General features: G+C 74.8%; 25 protein-coding genes and 3 tRNA genes. 16 read left to right on the top strand and 12 right to left on the bottom strand.

The window, feature by feature from the left end:
• Positions 1 to 127 precede the first annotated feature (127 nt).
• The 3 genes from ACFVS0_RS15940 to ACFVS0_RS15930 all read right to left on the bottom strand — a co-directional run bounded on the left by ACFVS0_RS15940 (position 128) and on the right by ACFVS0_RS15930 (position 2,793).
• Positions 128 to 865, bottom strand: coding sequence for a lytic polysaccharide monooxygenase (locus tag ACFVS0_RS15940; protein WP_430550322.1), 738 nt, complete (start codon positions 863 to 865; stop codon positions 128 to 130).
• A gap of 143 nt (positions 866 to 1,008) precedes the next feature.
• A complete protein-coding gene (locus ACFVS0_RS15935) occupies positions 1,009 to 1,770 on the bottom strand; it encodes a phosphotransferase (protein WP_430588502.1) in 762 nt (253 codons plus the stop codon).
• A 33-nt stretch (positions 1,771 to 1,803) separates the two neighbouring features.
• On the bottom strand, positions 1,804 to 2,793 hold the full coding sequence (locus ACFVS0_RS15930; protein ID WP_430588501.1) for a DMT family transporter: 990 nt from the start codon (positions 2,791 to 2,793) through the stop codon (positions 1,804 to 1,806).
• 39 nt (positions 2,794 to 2,832) lie between these two features.
• Here ACFVS0_RS15930 and ACFVS0_RS15925 point away from each other — a divergent pair, with 39 nt between their 5' ends.
• Both ACFVS0_RS15925 and ACFVS0_RS15920 read left to right on the top strand, forming a co-directional pair.
• On the top strand, positions 2,833 to 3,366 hold the full coding sequence (locus tag ACFVS0_RS15925) for a CGNR zinc finger domain-containing protein (RefSeq protein ID WP_430588500.1): 534 nt from the start codon (positions 2,833 to 2,835) through the stop codon (positions 3,364 to 3,366).
• 130 nt (positions 3,367 to 3,496) lie between these two features.
• Entirely contained in the window at positions 3,497 to 3,949 is a 453-nt protein-coding gene (locus ACFVS0_RS15920; RefSeq protein ID WP_430550318.1) for a peptidoglycan-binding protein, read from the top strand.
• A 17-nt stretch (positions 3,950 to 3,966) separates the two neighbouring features.
• Here ACFVS0_RS15920 and ACFVS0_RS15915 read toward each other — a convergent pair whose 3' ends face one another.
• Complete coding sequence (locus ACFVS0_RS15915) at positions 3,967 to 4,905, bottom strand: 3-methyladenine DNA glycosylase (RefSeq protein ID WP_430588499.1); 939 nt, start codon at positions 4,903 to 4,905, stop codon at positions 3,967 to 3,969.
• Positions 4,906 to 4,960: 55 nt separating this feature from the next.
• Between ACFVS0_RS15915 and ACFVS0_RS15910 the strand changes: the two genes are divergently transcribed.
• On the top strand, positions 4,961 to 5,815 hold the full coding sequence (locus tag ACFVS0_RS15910; protein WP_430588498.1) for a PhzF family phenazine biosynthesis protein: 855 nt from the start codon (positions 4,961 to 4,963) through the stop codon (positions 5,813 to 5,815).
• 21 nt (positions 5,816 to 5,836) lie between these two features.
• Here the strand turns inward: ACFVS0_RS15910 and ACFVS0_RS15905 are convergent, their stop codons facing one another.
• Entirely contained in the window at positions 5,837 to 6,742 is a 906-nt protein-coding gene (locus tag ACFVS0_RS15905) for a fructosamine kinase family protein (RefSeq protein ID WP_430588497.1), read from the bottom strand.
• 104 nt (positions 6,743 to 6,846) lie between these two features.
• Complete coding sequence (locus ACFVS0_RS15900) at positions 6,847 to 7,791, bottom strand: GlxA family transcriptional regulator (RefSeq protein WP_430588496.1); 945 nt, start codon at positions 7,789 to 7,791, stop codon at positions 6,847 to 6,849.
• A 70-nt stretch (positions 7,792 to 7,861) separates the two neighbouring features.
• Between ACFVS0_RS15900 and ACFVS0_RS15895 the strand changes: the two genes are divergently transcribed.
• Positions 7,862 to 8,908, top strand: a complete 1,047-nt coding sequence (locus ACFVS0_RS15895) for a saccharopine dehydrogenase family protein (RefSeq protein ID WP_430588495.1) — start codon at positions 7,862 to 7,864, stop codon at positions 8,906 to 8,908.
• Here the strand turns inward: ACFVS0_RS15895 and ACFVS0_RS15890 are convergent.
• On the bottom strand, positions 8,856 to 10,058 hold the full coding sequence (locus ACFVS0_RS15890; RefSeq protein WP_430588494.1) for a heparan-alpha-glucosaminide N-acetyltransferase domain-containing protein: 1,203 nt from the start codon (positions 10,056 to 10,058) through the stop codon (positions 8,856 to 8,858). The genes ACFVS0_RS15895 and ACFVS0_RS15890 overlap by 53 nt on opposite strands.
• Before the next feature lie 91 nt (positions 10,059 to 10,149).
• On the opposite strand from ACFVS0_RS15890, the gene ACFVS0_RS15885 reads away from it, so the two are divergent.
• From ACFVS0_RS15885 to ACFVS0_RS15860, 6 genes are all read left to right on the top strand, one after another.
• Positions 10,150 to 11,061 carry a class I SAM-dependent methyltransferase gene (locus tag ACFVS0_RS15885; protein ID WP_430550311.1) on the top strand — a complete coding sequence of 304 codons (912 nt, stop codon included), beginning with the start codon at positions 10,150 to 10,152 and terminating at the stop codon, positions 11,059 to 11,061.
• A 65-nt stretch (positions 11,062 to 11,126) separates the two neighbouring features.
• Positions 11,127 to 11,909, top strand: a complete 783-nt coding sequence (locus tag ACFVS0_RS15880; RefSeq protein ID WP_430588493.1) for a fumarylacetoacetate hydrolase family protein — start codon at positions 11,127 to 11,129, stop codon at positions 11,907 to 11,909.
• Between the two features lies 1 nt (position 11,910).
• Complete coding sequence (locus ACFVS0_RS15875; RefSeq protein ID WP_430588492.1) at positions 11,911 to 12,462, top strand: NUDIX hydrolase; 552 nt, start codon at positions 11,911 to 11,913, stop codon at positions 12,460 to 12,462.
• Between the two features lie 62 nt (positions 12,463 to 12,524).
• Entirely contained in the window at positions 12,525 to 13,190 is a 666-nt protein-coding gene (locus ACFVS0_RS15870) for a nitroreductase (RefSeq protein WP_430550308.1), read from the top strand.
• Between the two features lie 45 nt (positions 13,191 to 13,235).
• The gene (gene gltX, locus ACFVS0_RS15865) at positions 13,236 to 14,693 is read left to right on the top strand and encodes a glutamate--tRNA ligase (protein WP_430588491.1); all 1,458 of its coding nucleotides are present in this window, start codon (positions 13,236 to 13,238) and stop codon (positions 14,691 to 14,693) included.
• A complete protein-coding gene (locus ACFVS0_RS15860; RefSeq protein ID WP_430588490.1) occupies positions 14,690 to 15,430 on the top strand; it encodes an HAD family hydrolase in 741 nt (246 codons plus the stop codon). The genes gltX and ACFVS0_RS15860 overlap by 4 nt, the downstream gene beginning before the upstream one ends.
• Before the next feature lie 13 nt (positions 15,431 to 15,443).
• On the opposite strand, the gene ACFVS0_RS15855 is transcribed toward ACFVS0_RS15860, so the two are convergent.
• On the bottom strand, positions 15,444 to 16,652 hold the full coding sequence (locus tag ACFVS0_RS15855) for a YeiH family protein (RefSeq protein ID WP_430588489.1): 1,209 nt from the start codon (positions 16,650 to 16,652) through the stop codon (positions 15,444 to 15,446).
• Between the two features lie 69 nt (positions 16,653 to 16,721).
• Between ACFVS0_RS15855 and ACFVS0_RS15850 the strand changes: the two genes are divergently transcribed.
• Positions 16,722 to 17,630 carry a LysR substrate-binding domain-containing protein gene (locus tag ACFVS0_RS15850; protein ID WP_430550304.1) on the top strand — a complete coding sequence of 303 codons (909 nt, stop codon included), beginning with the start codon at positions 16,722 to 16,724 and terminating at the stop codon, positions 17,628 to 17,630.
• A gap of 7 nt (positions 17,631 to 17,637) precedes the next feature.
• On the opposite strand, the gene ACFVS0_RS15845 is transcribed toward ACFVS0_RS15850, so the two are convergent.
• Positions 17,638 to 18,447 carry a class I SAM-dependent methyltransferase gene (locus ACFVS0_RS15845; protein ID WP_430588488.1) on the bottom strand — a complete coding sequence of 270 codons (810 nt, stop codon included), beginning with the start codon at positions 18,445 to 18,447 and terminating at the stop codon, positions 17,638 to 17,640.
• Positions 18,448 to 18,602: 155 nt separating this feature from the next.
• Between ACFVS0_RS15845 and ACFVS0_RS15840 the strand changes: the two genes are divergently transcribed.
• From ACFVS0_RS15840 to ACFVS0_RS15830, 3 genes are all read left to right on the top strand, one after another.
• A tRNA-Gln gene (locus ACFVS0_RS15840) sits at positions 18,603 to 18,674 on the top strand.
• Between the two features lie 78 nt (positions 18,675 to 18,752).
• Positions 18,753 to 18,825, top strand: a tRNA-Glu gene (locus ACFVS0_RS15835).
• Between the two features lie 64 nt (positions 18,826 to 18,889).
• Positions 18,890 to 18,962 (top strand) — tRNA-Glu (locus tag ACFVS0_RS15830).
• 111 nt (positions 18,963 to 19,073) lie between these two features.
• Here ACFVS0_RS15830 and ACFVS0_RS15825 read toward each other — a convergent pair.
• From ACFVS0_RS15825 to ACFVS0_RS15815, 3 genes are all read right to left on the bottom strand, one after another.
• Positions 19,074 to 19,871, bottom strand: a complete 798-nt coding sequence (locus ACFVS0_RS15825; protein ID WP_430550302.1) for a PH domain-containing protein — start codon at positions 19,869 to 19,871, stop codon at positions 19,074 to 19,076.
• Between the two features lie 17 nt (positions 19,872 to 19,888).
• Positions 19,889 to 20,056: a hypothetical protein gene (locus ACFVS0_RS15820; RefSeq protein ID WP_176168850.1), complete on the bottom strand. Its 168-nt coding sequence runs from the start codon at positions 20,054 to 20,056 to the stop codon at positions 19,889 to 19,891.
• A gap of 167 nt (positions 20,057 to 20,223) precedes the next feature.
• Entirely contained in the window at positions 20,224 to 20,943 is a 720-nt protein-coding gene (locus ACFVS0_RS15815; RefSeq protein WP_079574616.1) for an IclR family transcriptional regulator, read from the bottom strand.
• A 190-nt stretch (positions 20,944 to 21,133) separates the two neighbouring features.
• Here ACFVS0_RS15815 and leuC point away from each other — a divergent pair, with 190 nt between their 5' ends.
• Together leuC and leuD are read left to right on the top strand one after the other, a co-directional pair.
• Positions 21,134 to 22,609, top strand: coding sequence for a 3-isopropylmalate dehydratase large subunit (leuC, locus tag ACFVS0_RS15810; RefSeq protein ID WP_430550301.1), 1,476 nt, complete (start codon positions 21,134 to 21,136; stop codon positions 22,607 to 22,609).
• A 38-nt stretch (positions 22,610 to 22,647) separates the two neighbouring features.
• Entirely contained in the window at positions 22,648 to 23,286 is a 639-nt protein-coding gene (leuD, locus tag ACFVS0_RS15805) for a 3-isopropylmalate dehydratase small subunit (protein WP_430545816.1), read from the top strand.
• Positions 23,287 to 23,434: the final 148 nt, after the last annotated feature.

The following is a 23,434-nucleotide window of genomic DNA, read 5'->3' as shown; positions in this document are numbered from 1 at the left end:
GGGGGGGGGGGGGGTGGGGGTGGGGGGGGGGGGGGGGGGGGGGGGGGGGGGGGGGGGGGGGGGGGGGGGGGGGTGGGGGGGGGGGGGGGGGGGGCCCCCCCCCGCCACCGTCAGGACGTGGTGGCCGTCAGCAGGCGCCGAGGTCGGTCCAGACCGCCCACTGGCCGGCCGCGGACGACGGGGTGTCGCCCTGGGTCCACCACTTGGCCTGGTACGCGCGACCCTCGTAGGAGACCTTCGTGCCGCCCGTGTAGGCGGACGACGGGTTCCAGGCCGCGTCCTCGCAGTCGCCCGGCTCGACCGGCGGGTCGGTCGGGTCCACCGGCGGGTCGGTCGGCTCGACCGTCCCGCCCTCGCCGACGGTCACGTCGACGCACGCGTAGAACGCGTTGACGGTGTCGGCGACGTTCCAGCGGGCGAGGATGGTGTGGTCGCCGGCCGGCAGGTTCTCCAGCGTGTGGCTGACGACGGCCTCCGGCTTGGCGCCCTTGTCGTCGAAGGTGCGGTGCAGGGTGCCGTCGACGAAGTACTCCCACGTCGAGGTGGCGTGGCGGGCCGTGATCTGCCACTTCATCGTGACGCTGTTGCCGATCGTGGTGCGCGGCCACGGCTTCGACTCGTCGTCGAGGACGGCGAAGCCGCTGCCGCCGGAGCACTGCATGGAGCCCTTGGGCGCCTCGACGCTCTGGGGCTCGTACTTGATGCTGCCGCAGTCGAAGGACAGGGAACCGCCGGCGCACAGGTCCTGGCGGCTCGGCGGGTTGGTCACCCAGCCGTGGGCGGACGCCGCGGGCGCCGCCGCGAGCGGCGCCAGGAGCGCGGCGACCCCGACGGCCGCGGCGAGGAGGGTGGAACGAAGACGCATCGTTGCTTCTCCCGTGTTCGTGAGGAAACTGGACAAATTCGACGCTACGGCGTCGGTCCGGTCCGCACATCAGGGGAACCGCGTCATCTGGCCGTGATCCGACCGGACGGTCGTACGGGGTTACCCGTACGACCGGACACGTGTCAGCCGAGGTCCCACAGGCGCCGGTAGAAGGCGATGCGCCCGGCGTCGGGCGCGATGCCGTAGCCCTCGAAGAAGGCGGGCTCGTGGCCGTCGCCGTAGTTCCACTCCAGGCTGTAGCTCGCCACCGCGAGGTCGGCCCAGCGGTCCGCGACGCCGAGCGCGTCGAGGTCGACGTGCGCGGTCCAGCGCCCGCCGTCGTCGAGCAGCGTGTTGGGGGCGCACGGGTCGCCGTGGCAGACGACGAGCCGGTCGACGGCGGGCACGTCGCCGACCCGCGCGCGGGCGGCGGGGGAGAGGCGGGAGACCCGGTCGGCGACGCCCCACGAGAACGGGCAGTCGTCGACCGGGAGCGCGTCGTGCATCGCCCGCAGCCCGGCGCCGATCGCGCGCGCCGCCGTCCCCGGGTGCGCGAGCCAGCGCGGGTCGACGGCGGACCGGCCCGGGATGCCCTCGGTGAGCAGCCAGGCGCCGGCGTCGTCGGTGCCGCGGTCGAGCACGTGCGGCACCGGCGTGTACCGGCCCGCCCACGCGAGGCGCTCGGCCTCGGCGTCGAGGTCGAGCTCCGGCGTGCCGGCGGGGACCCACTTGACGTAGCGCTCGGCGCCGGGCTGCTCGCCGCCGGGGCCGGCCGAGAGGCGGAATGTGAGGCCGCCGAGCTCGTTGAGCCACACGGGCGTCACGTCGTCGTCGCCGGCGAGCACGCGCACCCGCTCGGGGACGACGACCGGGTCGGAGGGGGCGGCGGCGAGGACGCGGGACATGGGGTGATCCTCGCAGCCGGCGCCCGCCGCGGCCTACGGCTGTCCGGCCGGCTCGGTCGTCGGTTCGACCGTGGGCGGGGTGCGACGGGTCGCGGCCTCGCCCTGCTGCACGACGACGACCCCCGCCAGCACCAGCAGCCCGCCGACCAGCTGGACGGGTCGCGGCAGCTCGCCCAGGAACACCCACGCGAAGAACACGGCGCTGACCACCTCGAGGAGCCCGACGAAGGACGCCGGCCGCGCGCCGAGGCGTCGTCCGGCCGCGACGCCGGTGACGTAGGCGATCCCGGCGGTCACCACCCCGAGGGCGGCGAGCACCGCCCAGGCGGGCACGACGGCGTCGGCGAGGGTCACGGGGTCGGCGGACAGCGTCACCGGCATGACGCCGACGGCACCGAGCAGCCCGAGCAGCACGGCGCCCACCACGAGGCCGCCCGCCGCGAGGCTCAGGGGCGGCAGCCCGGTGTCGGTGCGGGCGTTGAGCAGGAAGTACGCGGAGACGCCCACCATCGCGCCGAGCGCCCAGGCGACGCCCACCGGGTCGAGGCGGGCCCCGGCGAGGTCGAGCACGAGGACGAGGCCCCCGGCGGCGAGCGCGATGCCGGCGAGCGTCGTCCGGCCCGGGCGCTGGCCGTGCCGCATCCACAGCCAGGCGACGACGGCGGCGGGCGAGGAGTACTCGATGAGCAGCGCCGGACCCACCTGCATGTGCTGCACGGCGGCGAAGTAGCAGAACTGCGTGGCCGCGACGCCGAGCGCGCCGTAGGCGAGCAGCAGCCGCAGGTTGCGGCGCACGGGGGACCAGTCGCCGCGCAGGGCGACGACGCCGAACGGCAGGACGACGAGCGCCCCGACCGCGACCCGCACCAGCACGACGGCGCCCGGGCTCCACCCGGTGGCGAAGAGGCCGGCGGCGAGCGGGCCGGAGAGGCTGAACGTCACGGCGGAGACGACCGCGAGGGCGAGGCCCGCGCCGAGGCCGGTGCGCGCCGTCGCGCGGGCGTCATGTGTCATCTCTACCATGGCTCATGACGCTACGACCGCGTGGAGTAACGTGTCAACATGCCGTTCACTCATGACACCGTGGCGGAGCTCCGGGCGGCCGTCGCCCTCGTGAACTCGGGCGAGCCGCCCGAGACCCTCGAGACCACCGCCGACCTCGACGCCTTCTTCCGGGAGCACGAGTACACCGGCCGTCACGACGGCACCGCCGAGGAGCTCGACCAGGTGCGCGCGCTGCGGCCCCGGCTCCGGGCGCTGCTCCTCGCCGACCGCGACGACGCGGCGGGTCTGGTCAACGACCTGCTCGCCGGCGTGCCCGTCCACCCGCGCCTCGTGCGGCACTCGGGGGAGGACTGGCACGTCCACGCGACCGCCGACGACGCCCCGCTCGCCACCCGGATCGTCGTCGAGACCGCCATGGCGATGATCGACCTCATCCGCGACGACGAGCTCTCCCGCCTCGCGGTGTGCGCCGACGCCGACTGCCAGGGGCTGGTGCTGGACCTGTCGCGCAACCGCTCGCGGCGGTACTGCTCCACCGCGTGCACCAACCGCAACGCCCAGGCCGCGCTGCGGGCCCGCCGCTCCGCCTGAGGCCACGGGCACGCGGGCGACGTCTCTGGTCGACGTATCTGCCGTTGCGCGCCGCGCTCCCTCCCCGCGAGGGCGCCAGGCTTTCCCGGGGCGACGACCCGCCCGGCCCGGCCCCACGAAGGAGGCGGCCATGTCCGTCACGACGAGCAAGGCCCTCGACCCCTGGCCGGTCGTCCGCCCCGGTGACCGGTTCCACCCCGTCGGCACGCTGCAGCACCTGCTCAACGAGCACGGGCACGACCTCGAGGTGGACGAGGCGTTCGGTCCGCTCACCGAGGCCGCCGTGCGGGCCTCCCAGCGCGACTTCGGCCTCGAGGTCGACGGCGTCGTCGGGCCCAGGACCTGGAACGCGATCGTCGTCACCGTGCGCCTCGGCAGCCGCGGTCACGCCGTCCGCGGGGCGCAGTCCGAGCTCGACGTCCGCGTCGACCTCGACCTCGTGGTCGACGGGGTCTTCGGGCCGAGGACCGAGAGCGCGGTGCGCGAGTTCCAGCGGGCGCTGTCGGCGTTCGGCGTCCTCGTCGACGGCGTCGTGGGGCCCGTGACGTGGCGTGCCCTGGTCAGCGGGATGGTCTCCGACTGACCGCCTCGCCGCCGTCGTCAGCCGGCGGCGCCCGCCAGGAGCAGGTCGCACACCGCGACCAGGCGCGCGCGCAGCTCCTGCCCGCGCGCGGCGAACCCGCGCTGGCGGCGCACGTACTCCGCCTTGCCCTCCGGCGTCTCGATCGGCACGGCCTCGACGCCGTAGGACGAGACGTCGTACGGGGCCGCGGCCATGTCGGTGTACCGGATGTCGCGGGCGAGCTCGAACGCGTCCAGCAGCAGGTCGCCGGGGGCGGCGGGCCCGAGCTTGAGCGCCCACTTGTACAGGTCCATCCCGGCGTGCAGGCAGCCGGGCTGCTCCATCGACGGCTGGCGCTCGCGGGTGGGGCGCAGCTGGTTGCGGCCGGCGGCCTCGGGCGTGAAGAACCGGTAGGCGTCGAAGTGCGAGCAGCCGATGCGGTGCGACTCGACGACGGCGTCCGTGCCGTCGTGGCCCAGCCGCAGCGGCAGCGGGTGGCGGTGGTCGCGCCCCGCCGCGCGGTCGCGGTACACCATCGCCCACTCGTGCAGGCCGAAGCAGCCGAACGTCCCGGGTCGCCCGGCGGTGGCGGACACGAGCGCGCGGACGTAGCGGACGGTGTCGCCACGGTCGGCCACGAAGGCGTCGACGTCGAGCGTCGCGCCGTGCGTACCGCCGTCGTCGCCCCGCAGCTGCGTCTCGCGGTACCAGCGCCACCCGGCGTGCTCGGCGGCGTCCGCGAGGACCACGCCCGGTCCCGGGTGCCAGCGGCGCAGGTGGCTCACGCGCGTGGGGTAGTACGTGAACAGGAAGTCCTCGATCGCGTGCGTCGAGCCCTCGTCGCGGGCGGCGCGCCACACCGCGGTCAGCGCGTCGGCCCGGGCGGCGTGCGCGGCGGCCAGCGGCTCCCACGCCTCGCGCGGCACGACGGCGTCGGCGGAGGTCACCGCCGGGGCGTCGAGGGTCGTCGTGCGCATCCCACCAGGGTACGAGCGCGGCGAGCACCCCCCTCACCGGGCTAGCGTGTGACTCGTGCCGCACACCCACGACTTCCGTCAGGTCGACGTCTTCGCCACCGGCCCGCTCACCGGCAACCCGGTGGCCGTGGTGCACGACGCCGACGGCCTCGACGACGCGCAGATGGCCGCCTTCGCGCGGTGGACCAACCTGTCCGAGACCACGTTCCTGCTGCGTCCCACCACGCCCGACGCCGACTACCGGCTCCGCATCTGGACGCCCGGGGGCGAGCTGCCCTTCGCCGGCCACCCCACGCTCGGCACCGCGCACGCGTGGCTCGAGGCGGGCGGGGTGCCCCGCTCCGCGGACCACGTCGTCCAGGAGTGCGGCGTCGGGCTCGTCACGGTCCGGCGCGAGCCCGACGGGGGCGGCGACCGGCTCGCGTTCGCCGCGCCGCCGCTGCGACGCTCCGGCGCGGTCGGGCCGGAGGACCTCGCGCAGATCGCGCGCGGCCTGCGGGTGAGCGTGGCCCAGATCGAGGACGCGGCGTGGGTGGACAACGGCCCGGGCTGGGTCGCCGCCCGGCTGGCGGACGCCGCGGCGGTGCTCGCCGTCGAGCCGGACTTCGCCGCGTTCGGCGGGCTGAAGATCGGCGTCGTCGGCGCCTACGGGCCGGGCGAGTCGGACGCCGCGGTCGAGGTGCGCGCGTTCGTGCCCGACATCGGCGTGGCCGAGGACCCCGTGACCGGCAGCCTCAACGCCGGGCTCGGGCAGTGGCTCGCGGGCGGCCTGCTGCCGGCGTCGTACGTCGCTTCGCAGGGCACCGCCCTCGGGCGCCGCGGCCGCGTGCACGTGCGCCGCGACGACCACGGTGCCGTGTGGGTGGGCGGGGACGCGGTCACGACGATCGTCGGCACCGTCACCCTCTGACGGCGGCGCCCTGACCGGGCGTCAGCCCCGGCGCCGGAACGGGGCGAGCGTGGCCCGCACCTGCTCGGCGGCGCCCCAGTCGTCGTCGTACTGGGCGATCACGGCGAGGTGCTGGCGCAGCTGCAGGATCGGCATGCGGTCACGCCATCCGCGATCGAGCCCGGTGAGCTCCGCGTACCGGTCGAAGAACCCCCGGGACTCGGGCGGCGGTGCCGTCGTCCAGAGGTGGGCGAGGTCGACCTCGGCCCACGTGTACGACACCGCGGGGTCGATCAGCGCGGGCCGACCGCCGGCGGTCGCGAGGACGTTCTGCGCCCACAGGTCGCCGTGCGTCAGGCATGCGGGGCGGTCCGGCAGCAGCTCGGGGAGGCGGGCGCAGAGGTGCTCCAGGGCCATTCGGTCGGCGGGCCCGAGGGCGGCGTCGACCCGCGGCTCGCCCAGCCAGCGCAGCAGGCGGCTCCGGGCAAAGAAGGTGAACCCGTCGTCCTCCCAGGCGTTGTCCTGGCGGCGTCGGCCGAGCCAGTTGTCCCGGTGCCAGCCGAACCGGTCGTGGGTGGTGGCGTGCAGCCGGGCGAGCGCGTGCGCGAGCCGCTCCCAGAACGCCTCGTCGCGCGGGCGTGGGTGCAGCACCTCGAGGACGAGCAGGTCGCGGTCGGCGAGCACGACGTCGGGCGTGGCGACGCCGCCGAGCTCCCGCAGCGCCGCCAGGCCCTCGGCCTCGGCCGGGAAGGCGCCGTCGGACGGCGCGTCGTCGAACCCCTTGACGAACTCCTCGACGAACCCCTTGACGAACACCGCGGTGCCGTCGGCACGCCGGGTCAGGCCCGCGGTCGCGGCGAGGCCTCCGGTCGCCGGCTCGACGGAGACGACGTCGACGATGCCGGAGTCGTCGAGGCGGCGCCTCAGCAGCGCCATCGCGTCGGTCACGGTCGCTCCTCTCGTGGTGCCCGGCATCCTGGCAGATCGGGCGCAGGACACGGCGAGGCGATCCATCTCCGGCGGTGCCGGCGCCGCCCGCCGCTCCCGGTGGCTCAGCGGACGTGGAACGCGGCCCGGTACGCCGCGGGAGCGACCCCGACGCTGCGGTGGAAGTGTCGCCGGAGCGTGGCCGCGGTGCCGAGCCCCGAGCCGGCCGCGACCTGCTCGATCGACGCGTCGGTGCGTTCGAGGAGCTCCTGCGCTCGCGCGACCCGCTGCCGGTGCAGCCAGTCGAGCGGCCCGGACCCGACCTCGGCCTGCATGCGGCGGGCGAGCTGGCGGGTGCTGAGCCCGGCGTGCGCGGCGAGGTCGCGCACGGTCAGCGGCCGGTCGACCCGGGCGCGAGCCCATTCCAGCGTCGGGGCGAGCCCGGAGCCGGTGCGCGGGGAGGGCGGCGTCGCGACGAACTGGGCCTGGCCCCCGCTCCGGTGCGACGGGACGACCAGGCGGCGGGCGATGCCGTTGGCGGCGGCGGCGCCGAGGTCGCGGCGCACGAGGTGGAGGGCCAGATCGAGCGCGGCGGTCTTGCCGGCCGACGTGAGGACGTCGCCGTCGTCGACGTACAGGACGTCGGCGCGCACCCGGACCCGGGGGTAGCGGCGGGCGAGGTCGTCGGCGTGCATCCAGTGCGTGGCCGCCTCCCGGCCGTCGAGCAAACCGGCGGCCGCGAGGACGAAGGCGCCCGTGCACAGGGCGGCGATCGTGGCGCCGCCCCGGTGCGCGGTCCGGAGCGCGTCGAGCAGGAGCGGGTCCGGTGCGGCGCCGGGGTCGTCGGTCGACGTCACGACGACGCGGTCGACCCGGGACAGCTCGGTGTACGGGGCGGTCCGCGCGCCCGGCAGCCACGGGTGGGGCTCGCCGTCCGGCGTGCAGGCCACGAAGTCGTACCAGGCGCCGGCAGGGGAGAGCTCGGCGCGGTCGACGCCGAAGACCTCCGCGGCGATCGCCGTCTCGTACAGCATGCCGGTGTCGTGCAGGACCAGGGCGAGGCGCGGCATGTCCGAAACTGTACACACCATGTCGTTCGGGACGCTCGTCGCGCGACGGCGCGGTGAGCAGGATCGAGCCATGCAGACACCTGAGGCAGTGATGGTCTACGGCGCCGGCGGGCACACGGGCGGCTTCGTCGTCGACGAGCTGGTCCGGCGCGGGCTGGCGCCCGTGCTGGCCGGCCGCGACGCCGAGCGCCTCGCGGGCGTCGCGTCGCGGTACCCCGGCCTCGACGTCCGGGCGGCGAGGGTGGACGACTCCGCCGCCCTGCGCGCCGCCCTGGACGGCGTCGCCGTGGTGGTGAACTGCGCCGGCCCGTTCCTCGACACCGCGCTGCCGCTGGCGGGCGCCGCGGTCGCGGCAGGGGCGCACTACCTCGACGTCACCGCCGAGCAGCCGGCGGTGCAGCAGGTCTACGAGGAGCTCGACGCGCCCGCCCGCGCCGCCGGGGTCACCGTCGTCCCCGCCATGGCGTTCTACGGCGGGCTCGCCGACCTGCTCGTCACCGCGGCCCTCGAGGGGGAGCGGGACGCCGACGCCGTCGAGGTCGCCGTCGGGCTGGACCACTGGTGGCCCACGGCCGGCACCCGCGTCACGGGGGCGCGGAACACCGCGACACGCCTGGTCGTCCGCGGCGGTCGCCTCGTGCCCCTCGCCGACCCCGCGCCGACGGGCCGGTGGCGGTTCCCGGCGCCGCTGGGCGAGCAGCCCGTGGTTCGGCTGCCGTTCTCGGAGGTGCTCACCGTCACGCGCCACCTCGCCGTCGGGGAGCTCACCTCGTACCTGACGTCCGGGCCTCTCGAGGAGCTCCGCGACGAGCGGACGCCGCCCCCGACCGGCGGGGAGCGGTCGCCGCAGCAGTTCGTCGTCGACGTCGCGGTCCGGCGCGGCGCGAACGTGCGTCGGCTGGCCGCGGCGGGCCAGGACATCTACGCCGTCTCCGCCCCGATCCTCGCGGAGGGGGTGGTCCGGCTGCTGGCCGGGCGGCACCGGGGCGCCGGCGCCCTCGCCCCGGCCGAGGCCTTCGACGCGACGGACGTCCTCGCGGCCCTGGAGGCGCACCCCGCCGGGCTCACGACGACACGTCCGGCGGACGCGTCGGCGGACCTGCAGCCCGGTCGCTGACGGCGCCGACCAGGCGCTCGAGGGGGCCCCGGCCGAGCAGGAACCGCCACGCCGTCGCCGCGGCGAGCGTGACCAGCACCAGCACGACCAGGGGGCCGTTGGTGGTGGACCCGAGCAGGTCCCAGCGCCAGATGGCCACGATCTGGAGCGAGTACACGGTCAGGGCCATCGACCCGACCGCGGCCATCGGGGCCAGCACCCAGCGCCCGACCCGGCCGACGTGGAGGCACAGGCCCACGACCGCCGCCGCGAACCCGCCCGACGCGAGCACCTCGAACGTCGTGTCGTCGTGCGGGCCGTCGAGGAACAGCCCGGCGACGCCGGGCCACGGGTCGTCCCAGGCGAACGGCGGCGGGTCCACCGACTGCCGCGCCATGACCTGGGAGGACAGCACGACCTTCTCGCCGCCGGCGGCACCGACCGCCCAGGCGGACAGGAAGGAGAAGGCGCCCCACGCGGCCAGCCCGCCGAGCAGGAGCCCGCGGCGCAGGCGCGGCGAGCGCAGGTCGCAGCGCCCGATCGCCATCCCTGCGAGGACGTACGCCATCCAGACGACCGCGGGGTAGTGGCCGGTGAGCACGAAGTCGGTGACGGCGCCCGAGCCGTCGTGCGGCAGCCGCAGCCCGGCCCGCAGCAGCGCCTCCGGCCCCCAGTACGCGAGGAGCGGCCCGACGAGCGCGACCACCGCGGCGAGCGCGAGGAGGCGCGGGGGCCGCCAGCGCAGGAACGGCAGGGCGAGCACGAAGTAGCAGGCGTAGAAGCCCAGGATGAGGGCGACACGTGTCCCGAGGAGGTCGAGCAGCGCCACGACCACGAGGAGCAGCGCGGCCCGCACGAGCAGGCGGAGGCGCGCCCGCCGCAGCGGATCGCCGTCGAGGGTCCGCGGCCCGCCGGTGACGATCGCGACGGAGACGCCGGCGACCAGGGCGAACAGGATCGACGAGTGCCCGTGCGACAGGTCGAGCAGCCACCAGGCGGGCCCGGCGTCGGGCGTCGTCACGCCCACGTGGGCGGTGAACATGCCCAGGACGGCGATCCCGCGGGCGACGTCGACGCCCGGGACGCGGCCCGGGCCGCCGCCGAGGCGGCGCAGGCCCGCGCGCACCCCGGTACGAAGACGGGAGGTCGGCGCGCCTGTGGCCGCGGTCATGGCGCGATGATGCCACCGCCCTGTGGCGCGCGTCGTCCCGGTGCGTGAGAACGTCGCGGCTTGCGGGCCGCGCGGTCACTACGGTAGGAGCATGAGTGACCTCAGCGCGGAGCCCGCACCCCAGGGCGACCCCGAACCCGCCGGTGCCGACCTCAACGACGCGATCGAGGCACCCAGCACACACCACACGGTGCCCAGCAAGGAGTCCGAGTCGTACACCCACGGCCATCACGAGTCCGTGCTGCGCTCGCACCGTTCCCGCACGGCCCAGAACTCGGCCGGCTTCCTCGTACCGCACCTGCGCGACGACATGTCGCTGCTCGACGTCGGCTGCGGCCCCGGCACCGTGACCGCCGACTTCGCCCGGATCCTCGCCGGCGGCGAGGTCGTGGGCGTGGACGCCAGCCCCAAGGTGCTCGAGGCGGCGCGCGAGCACGCCGAGGCGCTGGGCTACGGCAACGTCCGCTTCCAGCAGGCGAACGCCTACGAGCTGCCGTTCGCCGACGACTCGTTCGACGTCGTGTACGCGCACCAGCTGCTGCAGCACCTGTCCGACCCGGTCGCGGCGCTGCGCGAGATGAAGCGCGTCGCCAAGCCGGGCGGGATGGTCGCGGTGCGCGACGCCGACTACGCGGGTATGGCCTGGTACCCGGAGACCCCCGGGCTGACGGAGTGGAACGAGCTGTACCACGAGGTCACGCACGCGTACGGCTTCGAGCCCGACGCCGGTCGTCGGCTCATGTCGTGGGTGCAGGAGGCCGGGCTGGACGGCATCGTGCCGTCCGCGTCGTCGTGGTGCTACGCCACCCCGACCGACCGCCAGTGGTGGGGCGAGCTGTGGGCCGAGCGCTGCGTGGAGTCCAACTTCGCGGTCCAGGCCAAGGAGTCGGGCCTCGCCGACGACGTCGCGCTCGAGCAGATCGCGCAGGACTGGCAGGCGTGGGCGCAGGCGCCCGACGGCTGGTTCGCCATCCTGCACGGCGAGGTCCTCGCCCGCGCCTGACCGCACCCGACCTCACCCGACCGCGCCCGACCGCGGTGCGCACGCTCCCCGCGTAACCTGGGCGCGTGCGCATCGCGAGATTCACCACCGGAGACGACCCCCGCTTCGCCCTCGTCCAGCACGAGGGGGACAAGACGTTCCTCGCCGTCCTCGGCGGCGACCCGCTCTACATGCCGGCCATGCCGACGGGGGAGCGGATCGAGCTGGGCGACGGCGTCCGGCTGCTCGCCCCGGTGATCCCGCGCTCCAAGGTGGTCGCCGTCGGCAAGAACTACGCCGACCACGCCAAGGAGATGGGCGGCGAGGTGCCGGCAACGCCGCTGCTGTTCTTCAAGCCCAACACCGCCGTCGTCGGCCCCGACGACCCGGTGGTGCTGCCCGAGTTCACGCGCGAGGTCAGCTACGAGGCCGAGCTCGCCGTCGTGATCGCCAAGGTCACCAAGGACGTGGAGCCCGAGAACGTGCGGTCGTACGTCCTCGGCTACACGGTGGCCAACGACGTGACCGCCCGCGACGCGCAGCGCACCGACGGCCAGTGGGCCCGAGCCAAGGGCTTCGACACGTCCTGCCCGCTGGGCCCGTGGATCGACACGGACCTGAACCCCGAGGACGTCGCCGTGCGCTCCCGCGTCAACGGCGAGCTCAAGCAGGACGGCCGCACGTCCGACATGGTCTTCGACGTGCCGTTCCTCGTGTCGTACATCAGCAAGGCGATGACCCTGCTGCCGGGCGACGTCATCCTCACCGGCACCCCGGCCGGGGTCGGCCGCATCGACCACGGCGACCACGTGGAGTGCGAGGTCGAGGGCATCGGCGTCCTCGCTAACCCCGTGTTCCGCCGCGACTGAGGTGCCGGACCTCACCGACGACGCCAGGTCCGTGCTGCGGCGCATGGACCCGGCCGACCCGGGGCAGCGCGCCCTGCGGGACCGGTTCGTCGCGCACCTCGAGGCGCACCCCGACGGCGTGCTGCGTACCTGCCGCCCGGACCACGTCACCGCGTCCACCGTGGTGCTGTCGGCCGACGCCTCGCGCGTGCTGCTGACCCTGCACGCCAAGGCGGGCCGCTGGTTCCAGCTCGGCGGGCACGCGGAGCCCGGCGACGGCACGCTGCTCGCCGCGTCGCGGCGGGAGGCGGTCGAGGAGTCCGGCCTGGACGTCGACCTCGACCCCGTGCCCGTGCACCTCGACGAGCACGCCGTGCCGTTCTGCGGGCCGGGCGGCGACGCGCACCACCTGGACGTGCGCTTCGTCGCCGTCGCGCCCGACGGCGCCCGGCACGCCGTGAGCGACGAGTCGCTCGACGTGCGGTGGTGGCCGGTCGACGACCTGCCGAACCCGGACCTCGCGGCCATGGTCGCCCTCGCCGTCGACCGCGTGCGGGTCGCGGACCCGCGATGACCGCGCGCGCCGTCGGGCCGTCCGCCGAGGACCGATCTGCCGAGGACTGAGAGGACCAGCGCGTGGACGTGTACGAGGCCGTGGACAGCCGCCGGGCGGTGCGGGCGTTCAGCGACGAGCCGGTGCCACGGGACGTGCTGCGGCGCGTCCTGACGGCGGCGACGAGGGCGCCGTCCAGCGGGAACCTCCAGCCGTGGCGCGTCTACGTCGTCACGGGAGGCCCGCTCGCCGAGCTCAAGCGGCGCGCGACCGCCCGGGCGCTCGCGGGCGACCCGGGCGACGAGCGGGAGTACCCCATGTACCCGGACGGGCTGCCCTCCCCGTACGTGGACCGCTTCGCCGCCGCGGCCGCCCAGCGGTACGCCGCGCTCGGCATCGAGCGCGACGACCCGGACCGGCCCCGGAAGATCGCCACCCTGAACTCCGGGGCGTTCGGGGCGCCGGCCGTCCTGTTCTGCTACCTCGACCGGTCGATGGGCCCCGGACAGTGGGCGGACGCCGGGATGTACCTGCAGACCGTCATGCTGCTGCTGCGGGCGGAGGGGGTGCACAGCTGCCCCCAAGTGATGTGGACGACGTACCGCACCACCGTCGGCGAGATCGTCGGGGCCGACGACGGGCAGGTGCTGCTCTGCGGCGTCTCGGTGGGGTACGAGAAGGACGGCGTGCCCCCGCTGCGGACCGGGCGCGCGGACCTCGGCGAGACCGTGAGCTTCGTCGGGGCGTGACCCGGCCGTCGTCGCGGCCCGTCCGCGGCGAACTACGCTGGCCCCGTGATCCCCGCAGCAGGCTCCTCCGCCGTCCGTGTCCGCTTCGCCCCGTCCCCGACGGGCATGTTCCACGTGGGCGGTGCCCGCTCCGCCCTGTTCAACTGGGCGGTCGCCAAGCAGCAGGGCGGCACGTTCGTGCTGCGCGTCGAGGACACCGACGCCGCGCGCAACAAGCCCGAGTGGGTGGACGGCATCCTGAACGCCCTCGCGGCGCTCGGCATGCACGCGGAGGACCCGACGTTCGAGGGCCCGTACTTCCAGTCGCAGAACGTCGAGAAGCACCGCGAGGCCTCGGCCCGCCTGTACGAGGCCGGCCGCGCCTACTACTGCGACTGCACCCGCGACGACGTCGCCGCCCGCACCGGCAACGCGCACTCCGGCTACGACGGCTTCTGCCGCGACCGCGGCCTCACCTACGAGCCGGGCCGGGCGCTGCGCTTCCGCACCCCCGACGAGGGCGAGACGCAGGTCGTCGACCTCATCCGCGGCAACCCGACCTTCCCGAACTCCGCGATGGAGGACTTCGTCGTCGCGCGCGGGAACGGCTCGCCCGTGTTCCTGCTCGCGAACGTCGTGGACGACCTCGACGAGGGCATCACGCACGTCATCCGCGGCGAGGAGCACCTGCCGAACACGCCCAAGCAGCAGCTCCTGTGGGAGGCGCTCGGCGCGCAGCCGCCCACGTGGGCCCACCTGCCCGTGATCGTCAACGAGAAGCGCCAGAAGCTCTCGAAGCGCCGCGACAAGGTCGCGCTCGAGGACTACCTCGCCGAGGGCTACCTGCCCGCTGCGATGGTCAACTACCTCATGCTGCTCGGCTGGGCGCCCGGCAACGACGAGGAGATTCTCCCCTTCGACGAGCTGGTCGAGCGGTTCCGCATCGAGGACGTCAACAGTGCGTCGGCGTTCTTCGACGTCAAGAAGCTGCTGTCGTTCAACGGCGAGTACATCCGCGCGCTGTCCGTCGAGGACTTCGTCGCCGCCGTCGACCCGTGGCTGCACGCCCCGAAGGCGCCGTGGTCGGAGGAGCAGTTCGACGCCGCGGCCTTCGCCGAGGTCGCCCCGCTCGCGCAGTCGCGCGTCGCGCTGCTCGCCGACATCACCGACAACGTCGACTTCCTCTTCCTCGACGAGCCCGTCGAGGACGAGCGCTCGTGGGCCAAGGCGATGAAGGCCCCCGCCGCCGAGCTGCTCGCCGACGCCCGGACGGCGCTCGCGGACCTCGGGACCTGGGAGGCGGAGCCGCTCAAGGACCTCGTCACCACGGTGGGGGAGCAGCACGGCCTCAAGCTCGGCAAGGCGCAGGCTCCGGTGCGCGTCGCCGTCACCGGCCGCACGATCGGCCTGCCGCTCTTCGAGTCCCTCGAGGTGCTCGGCCGCGAGCGCACGCTCGCGCGCGTCGACGCGGCCCTGGCCCGCCTCGCCGCGGAGGCCGCGACGACCGACGGCGCGACCGCGTGACGGCGCTCGTCGACGGCGTCCTGCTCGACGTCGACGACACGCTCGTCGACACCAAGGGCGGGTTCGCCAAGGCCCTGACCGCCGTCGCCGTCGAGTACCTGCCGCACGTGCCGGCGGACCGCTATCCCGAGCTGCTGGCGCACTGGCGCACCGACCCGGGCGGCTACTACAAGCGCTTCACGCGCGGCGAGACGGACGCCCTCACGCAGCGCCGGCTGCGTGCCGACCTGCTGCACCGCACCTTCGGGGGCGAGCCGGTCACGGAGGACACGTTCGCCGACTGGGACGCGCTCTTCTGGGGCACGTTCGAGCGGTCGTGGGCGGCGTTCGACGACTCCGCGGCGGCCCTCGACGCGCTGCGGGGCTCCGGCGTCAGGATCGGCGTCGTGACGAACGCGTACACCGAGCTCCAGGAGCGCAAGCTGCGTGCCGCCGGCCTCGAGGGCGTCCCCGTGCTCGTGGGCGTGAACACGCTCGGCTACGGCAAGCCGCACCCCGACGTCTTCGTCGAGGGCGCCCGCCGCCTGGGCACCGACGTCGCGCGCACCGCGTACGTGGGCGACGAGCCCACCACCGACGCCCGCGCGGCCCGTGACGCCGGCCTCGTCGGCGTCTGGCTCGACCGTCCGGGCGCGCGCCGCGACGACGAGCACCACGTGGACGCCGACGCCCTGCGCGCCGACGGGATCGTCGTGCTGCCCGGCCTCGCCGGCCTGCCCGCCGCCCTCGGCCTCTGAGCTGACCGCTCGCTCAGGGGGCGAGCACCAGGACGGCGGCGAGCGCCAGCCCCGTGACGACGACGGTGCCCAGGGCGCCGAGCACGAGCGGACGCCGTGCGGTCCGTGCCAGGCGGGGGACGTCGACGCCGGTGCCGAGGGCGAACATCGCGGCGACGAACAGGATCGTCGTGAGCTGCTGGGCGGTGGCGGTGACGACGTCGGGCAGCAGGCCCGTGCTGCGCACCAGCACCGCGGCGAGGAAGCCCAGCACGAACCCGGGGACGAGGGGCGCGCGGCGCCCGCCCGTCTCGGGCGCGACGTCGTCCGGCGCGCCGTCCCGGGGCGCCGCGGTGGCCGCCGCGCGCCGTGAGAGCAGCGCGCCCGCACCGGCGACCAGGGGCGCGAGGAGCACCACCCGCGCGAGCTTGGTGACGGTCGCGGTGGCCAGCGCGGCGGCCGAGACGGTGCCGGCTGCGGCGACCACCTGGGCGACCTCCTGCACGCTCGCGCCGATCCAGAGACCCGCCTGGTGGTCGGTGAGCCCGAGGGCGCCCGCCAGCGGCGGCAGCACGAAGATCGCGACCGTCCCGTAGACCGTGACGAGCGCGAGCGCCGCGGCCACGTCGTCGCGCAGCCGGGCGGGCGCCGCCGCCCCCGTGCGCGGGTCGCGCTCCAGCACGCTCGTCATCGCGGAGACGGCCGCGGCGCCGCAGATCGAGAACCCGGTCGCGACCAGCAGGGAGGTGGTCCGCGGTACCCGCAGCAGCCGCCCGAGCCCGAGGATCGCGGCGAACGTGCCCGCCACGGTCACGACGACGACGGCGATGCCGCGCCAGCCCAGCGCGAGCACGTCGGGCACGGAGAGCTGCAGCCCGAGCAGCACCACCCCGGCCCGCAGCACGGTGCGCGCCGTCCAGTCGGTGCCGGGCCCGACCCGCTCCGCGAACCGCGCGGCGCGGCCGCCCCGGGGGACGAACCGTCCCAGCGCGGAGGCGAGCACCGCGCCGGCCACGAGCGCCAGGACCAGGGGCGACAGGGCCCCGTTCGTCATCGGGGCCAGGAACCGGCTGACGCCGAGCAGGACCACGGTCGCCACGGCGGCCAGCGCGAGGCCGGGACCGAGGCGGGACGCGCCGGGAGGAGTCCGGCGCGTCGGGTCCGCGGTCGGGCCTGCGGTCGGGCCGGTGATCGGGTCTGTGGTCGAGTCTGTGGTCGGCGTGGGAGGGGGAGCGGTGGGCACGTGACCAGGCTCGCGAACCGCCCGGCGACCCGGAAGCGCCAGGTGCCGATCGATCCATAGACTGACGCTATGGCAGACCGTCCACCGCTGGCCGCCCTCGAGCTGCTGGTCGCCCTCGACGCCCACGGCTCGATCTCCGCCGCCGCGCGGGCCGCCGGGGTGTCCCAGCCCACGGCGTCCGCCGGGCTGCACCGGCTGGAGCGGCGGCTGGGCCTCGAGCTGCTGTCCCGCGGGCCGCGCGGCACGGCCCTCACCGCCGTCGGGCGTCAGGTGGCGGAGGCGGCCCGCGACGTCGTGGACGCCACGGACCGCTTCGAGGCCGCGGCCGCCGCCCTGCGGTCCGCACCCGTGCCCGGGCTGCGGGTGGCGGCCAGCCTGACGATCGCCGAGTACCTGGCCCCGCGCTGGCTCGCCGCGTTCGGGCGCGGGGAGCGGGAGCGCTCGGGCACGGCCCCGGACGTCGAGCTCGTGGTGCGCAACTCGCGCGAGGTCATGGAGCTCGTGCTCGACGGTGCGGCCGAGCTCGGGTTCGTGGAGAGCCCGACCGTGCGCCGTGGCCTGCGCTCGCGCACCGTGGCCCACGACGAGCTCGTGGCCGTCGTCGCCCCCGCGCACCCCTGGGCACGACGGCGGTCCGTCAGCCCGGCGGGCCTCGCCGCAGGCGACCTCGTGCTGCGCGAGGCCGGCTCGGGCACCCGCGACGTGCTCGAGGACGCGCTCGGGCAGGCGGGGGTGCGCCTGCCGTCCCACGTCACCGCCCTGGGCTCCACGGCGGCCGTGAAGTCCGCCGTGCGGCACGGGGACGGCGTGACCGTCCTGTCCGCCCTCACCGTGGCCGACGACGTGGCCGCGGGCCACCTCGTGACCGTGCCGATCGCGCAGCTCGACCTCTCGCGTCGCCTGCGCGTGGTGTGGCGCGACGGCGCGTCCCTGTCCGCGCCGGCCCGACGGCTCGCCGCGGTGGCCGGCGCGCGCTGACCGGTGCTCAGCGCCGCCGGGCGCGGTAGGCGGACGTGACGTACGGAAGCTCGACCTCGGCCCGGCCGACGAGGTCGGGGTGCGTGGCCTCCAGCGCGTCGACCTCGGCCAGGCGCGCGGCGCGCTCGTCGTCGGGCAGGGTGAGGAGGAAGCTGCGCGTCCCGGCGAGCACGCGCAGCGCCCCGGCCGGGAGGCGGTCGACCCAGCGGAAGGTGGCGGCCTCGACCGCGGTGAACGGGTCGCCGATCCCGGTCAGAGGGACGTGGCCTGCCGCGGGCTCGAGGCGGTCGCCCCGGTGCAGGATCTCGCCGAACCGCGCGACCCAGTCGACGGCGGTGTCGCGGTCGTTCCAGACGACGCCGAGCGTGCCGCCCGGGCGCAGGACGCGGGCGATCTCGGTCGCGGCGGCGTCGGCGTCGAACCAGTGCCACGCCTGGGCGACGAGCACGGCGTCGACGGACGCGTCCGGGAGCGGGAGGCGCTCGGCGGTGCCCTGGTGGGTGGTGACGCCCGGCAGCCGCGCGGACAGCTCGCCGAGCATGGGCGACGACGGGTCGACGGCGACGACGTCCGTGCCCGCCGCGACGAGGTCGACGACGACCTCGGTGAGCTTGCCCGTCCCGGCGGCCAGGTCGAGGACCCGCCGTGCGCCCGCGGGCAGCAGCCACTCGACGGCGTCCCGCGGGTACGTGGGCCTGACCTGCGCGTACAGGTCGGCGTCCCGGTCGAACGAGGCCGCGCGGTCGGCGTGGTCGTGCGGGTCGCGCCCGGCCGGGGCGGACGAGGGCGAGGGTGACGGGGGAGTCGAGGGGGCCATGCCGCGAGCCTGCCACGGGTGGGGTCGCGGCGTGACGCACGGCACCCTGCACGCGTTTTGGACGACGGCCACCTGTCCGGTAATGTTTTCCGACGTTGGGCCTGACGCTGGCGCTCCGATCACCATGTCGGATTTGCCCGGAAGGCTCGATCCATTGGGGTATGGTGTAATTGGCAGCACGAGAGATTCTGATTCTCTTAGTCTAGGTTCGAGTCCTGGTACCCCAGCGCAGCGCTCTTCACCCGCCTGGTGCGGTGTGTAGAGTTCTCACCGGCACGGAGGTCCTCGAGACCACCGGGTCATAGGCCCCCATCGTCTAGCGGCCTAGGACGCCGCCCTCTCACGGCGGTAACGCGGGTTCAAATCCCGCTGGGGGTACGCAGACCGTCCGTCTCGACGGACGGTCGCACGGTTCGGGTCGCAAGACCGGAGCCAGTTCCAGGCCCCCATCGTCTAGCGGCCTAGGACGCCGCCCTCTCACGGCGGTAACGCGGGTTCAAATCCCGCTGGGGGTACACAGCAGGCATCTCACACGCAAGGCCCGGTCCACGCGGACCGGGCCTTGGTCGTTCCACGGCTCCCGACGGAACCGGCTCAGTGCGAAACCGGCTCAGGGTGGAAGCGGCTCAGAGGAACGGGTCGGGCACGATCGCGCCGTCGCTGCGCGGGTGGTCGTAGCTCGCGCCGGTGGGCTTCCAGGTCACCGGGTGCGCCCCGGCGCTGGGCTGGGCCTCGGGCGGGCGGGGCGCCGGGTGGGGCGGCTGCACGGCGATCGGCTGCGTGATGGGACGGGGGCCCTCGGACGTCTCGCGGCCGGGCACGACGGTCGGCGCGCCAGGGGCGCCGTCGGCCGGCCGGGCGGGTCCGCCGCCCAGGTCGTCGTCATCGTCCAGGCGCGAGCCGCCCGGCGTGAAGAGGGTGTCGCACAGGGTGCGGTAGGTGGAGTCCGGGCGCGGGACGTACCTGATGGTGCGCAGGGCCTGGTCCTGGCCGGCGGACTCCATGTCGAAGCGGCCGTAGCCGAGGACCTGGCCCGTGGGGCTGCGCGAGTACCCCATGTCCGTGACCTTCTTCATCGGCATCATCGCGACCTTGTGCACGACGAGCCCGTACAGGAGCAGCAGCCGCTTGTCGGTCGCGACGAACCACTCGTAGCGCCACTCGAGCCACTTCCAGGCGAGGCGACCGGCCACGACGAACCACACCACCCACAGCCACCCCACGGTGGGGCGCACGTCGACCGGGGTCGACATGACGATGGTGCCGATCAGCAGGAACGCGGCGGCCGTCGTCGCGATCGGCTCGAGGAGCAGCGCCCAGTGGTGCCGGGTCGCGACGATGACCCGCTCGTTCGGCAGCACGTACCGACGCAGGTGCGCGTGCGCGCGCACCGCGTCGCGCTGGCGCCTCTCGTCGGTGGTCACGGGTTCTCCGGCCGTCGTCAGTCGGTCAGGTTCGCGAAGAACTGCCCGAAGCTGGAGAACGCGTTGGTGATGAAGTCCCAGATCGCCGTGACGATGTTCGCTGCACGGTCAGGGCTGCTCACGATCGCGTAGATCAGGAAGATCACGACGATCCAGATCAGCAGGGTCTTGGCCTTCGCGGGCATCAGGTCCTCACGCCTCTCGGGTCTCAGGGCAGGGCTGCCCCGTCAGCCAGGAGCGTACTGACCTGGGCGGGGGCCCGACAGCACCGGGCCCGGCGCGCCGCGTGCAGTGGCGGCGGGCCGGGCCCGGCGGTCGGCCCCGCGAGGGGCGGTGGTCAGGGAGGACGTCGTCACTCGCCGGCGCGGCGCAGCACCTCGGTCAGGCGGTTGGCGGCGGAGACGACGGCAGCGGAGTGCAGGCGGCCCGGCTGGCGGGTGAGGCGCTCGACCGGCCCGGAGACGGACACGGACGCCACGACCCGGCCGGACGGCCCGCGCACCGGGGCCGAGACGGACGCGACGCCGAGCTCGCGCTCGGAGACCGACTGCGCCCACCCGCGGCGTCGGACGCCGGAGAGGATCGTCGCGGTGAACACGGCCTCGCGCAGGCCGCGGTGCAGGCGGTCCGGCTCCTCCCAGGCGAGGAGGATCTGCGCCGCGGAACCCGCGTGCATCGTGAGGGTGGCGCCCACGGGGATCGAGTCGCGCAGGCCGACCGGTCGCTCGGCGGCGGCCACGCAGACGCGATGGTCGCCCTGGCGCCGGTAGAGCTGGGCGCTCTCGCCCGTGTGGTCGCGCAGTGCCGTGAGCACGGGGTTGGCCGCGGCGAGCAGCCGGTCCTCGCCGGCCGCCGTCGCGAGCTCGTTGAGGCGCGGTCCGAGAACGAACCGGCCCTGCATGTCGCGGCCCACGAGACGGTGGTGCTCGAGGGCGACGGCGAGGCGATGCGCCGTGGGGCGGGCGAGCCCGGTCGAGGAGACCAGCTGCGCCAGAGTGGCGGGACCAGCCTCCAGAGCGCCCAGCACGGACGCGGCCTTGTCGAGTACGCCGACTCCGCTAGTATCGTCCATAGGACGATATTGACGTCTCAGTCACTGAGATTGCAAGTCGGGGACCGCATCTCACGGGACGGAACCGTCTCGCGGACCGGGCCCTCCGGGGTCCGACCGACGATATCGACCGGTGAGAACGCCGACGAGATCGACCGAGACACAGCACACGCACGAAGGCCGCGGGGACGCGGCGGACGAGGAGCACATGATGGCCGGCACGCTGGCAGAGAAGGTCTGGGAGGCGCACCTGGTGCGTCGTGGCAGCGACGGGGCACCCGACCTCCTCTACATCGACCTGCACCTCGTGCACGAGGTGACGAGCCCGCAGGCGTTCGAGGGTCTGCGCCTCGCCGGGCGCCCCGTCCGCCGTCCCGATCTCACGATCGCGACCGAGGACCACAACACCCCGACGCTCGACATCGACCTGCCGATCGCGGACCTCACGAGCCGCACGCAGATCGACACGCTGCGCAACAACGCCAAGGAGTTCGGCGTCCGCATCCACTCGCTGGGCGACGCCGACCAGGGCATCGTCCACCAGGTGGGCCCGCAGCTCGGCCTCACCATGCCGGGCCTGACCGTCGTCTGCGGTGACTCGCACACCTCGACGCACGGCGCGTTCGGCGCGCTGGCCTTCGGGATCGGCACCTCCGAGGTCGAGCACGTGCTCGCCACGCAGACCCTGCCGCTCGCCCCGTTCAAGACGATGGCGATCACGGTGAACGGCGAGCTGCCCCCGGGCGCCACCAGCAAGGACATCATCCTGGCGATCATCGCCAAGATCGGCACCGGCGGCGGTCAGGGCTACGTGCTCGAGTACCGCGGCGAGGCCATCCGCAAGCTCTCGATGGAGGCGCGGATGACCATCTGCAACATGTCCATCGAGGCCGGCGCCCGCGCGGGCATGATCGCGCCCGACCAGACGACGTTCGACTACCTCCAGGGGCGCCCGCACGCGCCCGAGGGCGAGGACTGGGACGCCGCCGTCGAGTACTGGACGACGCTGCGCAGCGACGACGACGCCGAGTTCGACGCCGAGGTCGTGCTGGAGGCGGCCGACCTCGAGCCGTTCGTCACCTGGGGCACCAACCCGGGCCAGGGCCTGCCGCTGTCGGCCTCCGTGCCGGTGCCGGCCGAGATCGCCGACGCCAACGAGCGCGTCACCGCGGAGCGCGCGCTGGAGTACATGGGCCTGGAGGGCGGCACGCCGCTGCGCGACGTCAAGGTCGACACGGTCTTCATCGGCTCCTGCACCAACGGCCGTATCGAGGACCTGCGGTCGGTGGCCAAGGTGCTCCAGGGCCGGCACAAGGCCGACGACGTGCGCGTGCTCGTGGTGCCCGCGTCGGCGCGCGTGCGCCTGCAGGCCGAGGCCGAGGGCCTGGACGTGATCTTCAAGGAGTTCGGCGCGGAGTGGCGCAACGCCGGCTGCTCGATGTGCCTCGGGATGAACCCGGACCAGCTCCAGCCGGGGGAGCGCGCCGCGTCGACGTCGAACCGCAACTTCGAGGGTCGCCAGGGCAAGGGCGGCCGCACGCACCTCGTGTCGCCGCTCGTCGCCGCCGCCACGGCCATCCGCGGCACGCTGTCGTCGGTCTCGGACCTCGAGTTCGAGGGCGACGTCGACCTCACGACGTTCGACGGCACCCCGCTGGCGCCGCTGTCCGCCCCGTCCTTCGTCTGACCCCCACCCCGTCGCAGAAGATCGTCCAGGAGTTCGTCATGGAGAAGTTCACCACCCACACGGGCGTCGGGGTGCCGCTGCGCCGCACCAACGTCGACACCGACCAGATCATCCCCGCCGTGTACCTCAAGCGCGTGACCCGCACGGGCTTCGAGGACGCGCTGTTCGCCGCCTGGCGCGGCGACCCCACGTTCGTGCTCAACCAGGACGCGTACAAGGCCGGCTCCGTGCTGGTCGCCGGCGCCGACTTCGGCACCGGCTCGTCCCGCGAGCACGCCGTCTGGGCGCTCAAGGACTACGGCTTCCGCGTCGTGCTCGCGCCCCGGTTCGCGGACATCTTCCGCGGCAACTCGGGCAAGCAGGGCCTCGTGGCGGGCATCGTCGCGCAGGAGGACATCGAGATCCTCTGGAAGATCCTCGAGACCAAGCCCGGCACCGAGGTGACCGTGGACCTCGAGGCGCGCACGGCCCACGCCGACGACGTCACCGTGCCCTTCCAGATCGACGACTACACGCGCTGGCGCCTCATGGAGGGCCTCGACGACATCGGCCTCACGCTGCAGCACGAGGACGACATCGCGGCCTTCGAGGCGGAGCGCGCGGCCTGGCGGCCGAAGACCCTGCCGGCCAAGCACCTGCCGAGCGTCCCGATCGAGCCGGCGCGCCCGGTCGGCTGACCCTGCGCCCGCACCTTCGAGCGTGGTTGGGTTTCCCTCCCCCCGCTTCTTTTTCGCCCCCCCCCCCCCCCCCCCCCCCCCTTCCCCCCCCCCCCCCCCCCCCCTCTTGTTTTCTCCCCCCCCCCCCGCCCGCCTTTTCCCCCACCAA

It is taken from the genome of Isoptericola sp. NPDC058082 (assembly GCF_042885055.1).
Taxonomy (GTDB): Bacteria; Actinomycetota; Actinomycetes; order Actinomycetales; family Cellulomonadaceae; genus Isoptericola.
The sequence above is the reverse complement of the archived record's forward strand: the minus strand, read 5'-3'. Positions and strand labels throughout refer to the sequence as shown.

What these genes read in the sequence shown, in the direction of transcription:
- ACFVS0_RS15915 (WP_430588499.1), bottom strand. Translation starts at nt 4,905, where the DNA reads ATGCGCACGACGACCCTCGACGCCCCGGCGGTGACCTCCGCCGACGCC.
- leuD (WP_430545816.1), top strand. Translation starts at nt 22,648, where the DNA reads ATGGAGAAGTTCACCACCCACACGGGCGTCGGGGTGCCGCTGCGCCGC.
- ACFVS0_RS15900 (WP_430588496.1), bottom strand. Translation starts at nt 7,791, where the DNA reads ATGCCGCGCCTCGCCCTGGTCCTGCACGACACCGGCATGCTGTACGAG.
- ACFVS0_RS15895 (WP_430588495.1), top strand. Translation starts at nt 7,862, where the DNA reads ATGCAGACACCTGAGGCAGTGATGGTCTACGGCGCCGGCGGGCACACG.
- ACFVS0_RS15885 (WP_430550311.1), top strand. Translation starts at nt 10,150, where the DNA reads ATGAGTGACCTCAGCGCGGAGCCCGCACCCCAGGGCGACCCCGAACCC.
- leuC (WP_430550301.1), top strand. Translation starts at nt 21,134, where the DNA reads ATGGCCGGCACGCTGGCAGAGAAGGTCTGGGAGGCGCACCTGGTGCGT.
- ACFVS0_RS15935 (WP_430588502.1), bottom strand. Translation starts at nt 1,770, where the DNA reads ATGTCCCGCGTCCTCGCCGCCGCCCCCTCCGACCCGGTCGTCGTCCCC.
- ACFVS0_RS15925 (WP_430588500.1), top strand. Translation starts at nt 2,833, where the DNA reads ATGCCGTTCACTCATGACACCGTGGCGGAGCTCCGGGCGGCCGTCGCC.
- ACFVS0_RS15850 (WP_430550304.1), top strand. Translation starts at nt 16,722, where the DNA reads ATGGCAGACCGTCCACCGCTGGCCGCCCTCGAGCTGCTGGTCGCCCTC.
- ACFVS0_RS15815 (WP_079574616.1), bottom strand. Translation starts at nt 20,943, where the DNA reads ATGGACGATACTAGCGGAGTCGGCGTACTCGACAAGGCCGCGTCCGTG.
- ACFVS0_RS15920 (WP_430550318.1), top strand. Translation starts at nt 3,497, where the DNA reads ATGTCCGTCACGACGAGCAAGGCCCTCGACCCCTGGCCGGTCGTCCGC.
- ACFVS0_RS15890 (WP_430588494.1), bottom strand. Translation starts at nt 10,058, where the DNA reads ATGACCGCGGCCACAGGCGCGCCGACCTCCCGTCTTCGTACCGGGGTG.
- ACFVS0_RS15845 (WP_430588488.1), bottom strand. Translation starts at nt 18,447, where the DNA reads ATGGCCCCCTCGACTCCCCCGTCACCCTCGCCCTCGTCCGCCCCGGCC.
- ACFVS0_RS15930 (WP_430588501.1), bottom strand. Translation starts at nt 2,793, where the DNA reads ATGGTAGAGATGACACATGACGCCCGCGCGACGGCGCGCACCGGCCTC.
- ACFVS0_RS15940 (WP_430550322.1), bottom strand. Translation starts at nt 865, where the DNA reads ATGCGTCTTCGTTCCACCCTCCTCGCCGCGGCCGTCGGGGTCGCCGCG.
- ACFVS0_RS15820 (WP_176168850.1), bottom strand. Translation starts at nt 20,056, where the DNA reads ATGCCCGCGAAGGCCAAGACCCTGCTGATCTGGATCGTCGTGATCTTC.